1 protein-coding gene is annotated in these 499 nt (G+C 56.9%); it reads left to right on the forward strand.

Going from position 1 to position 499, the window contains the following annotated elements; translation table 11 throughout:
- Positions 1-26: 26 nt before the first annotated feature.
- Positions 27-499: helix-turn-helix domain-containing protein (locus HMPREF2894_RS08350; RefSeq protein ID WP_070678873.1), on the forward strand; the 473-nt coding region annotated here is incomplete at its 3' end.

The raw sequence follows: 499 nt of genomic DNA on the forward strand, positions 1-499 counted from the left end.
AAAGTCCAAGAAACAGGAGGCTTTTCATGTCTGAACATCTGAGATCAAGGCATGACCGTTTGCTTCGGGAGCAGGCAGCGCAAATGTTTGAGAAGGGACGTGGCTATCGTTTGACCGCCAAAAGGCTTGGCGTGTCCGCCGCGACTGTGAGAGAGTGGCAGAAAATGTACCGCGTAATCGGGAAGGGCGGGCTTCTTGCCATGGGAGTAAAGCACACCAAATACGACTACGAGACCAAAGTTGCCGCAGCGGCGGCCGTGGTTGATGGTGGAATGAGCAAGCCTGAAGCGATGATGCGTTTCGGTATTGCAAGCGCAACACCGTTGAAGCAGTGGTGCAGGCTGTACCGGCAGGGCGGCGCGCAGGCGCTTAAGCCTAAGCCCAAGGGCAGGCCAAAGGGGTCGGTACGGGCGGTACCACCAACGCGTGAGGAGGAACTCGAAGAGCGCGTGCGCAAGCTTGAGGCACAGGTGGCGTACCTAAAAAAATCGATTGCCCT

Source organism: Rothia sp. HMSC066G02 (genome assembly GCF_001813145.1).
In the GTDB taxonomy this organism is placed as follows: Bacteria; Actinomycetota; Actinomycetes; order Actinomycetales; family Micrococcaceae; genus Rothia.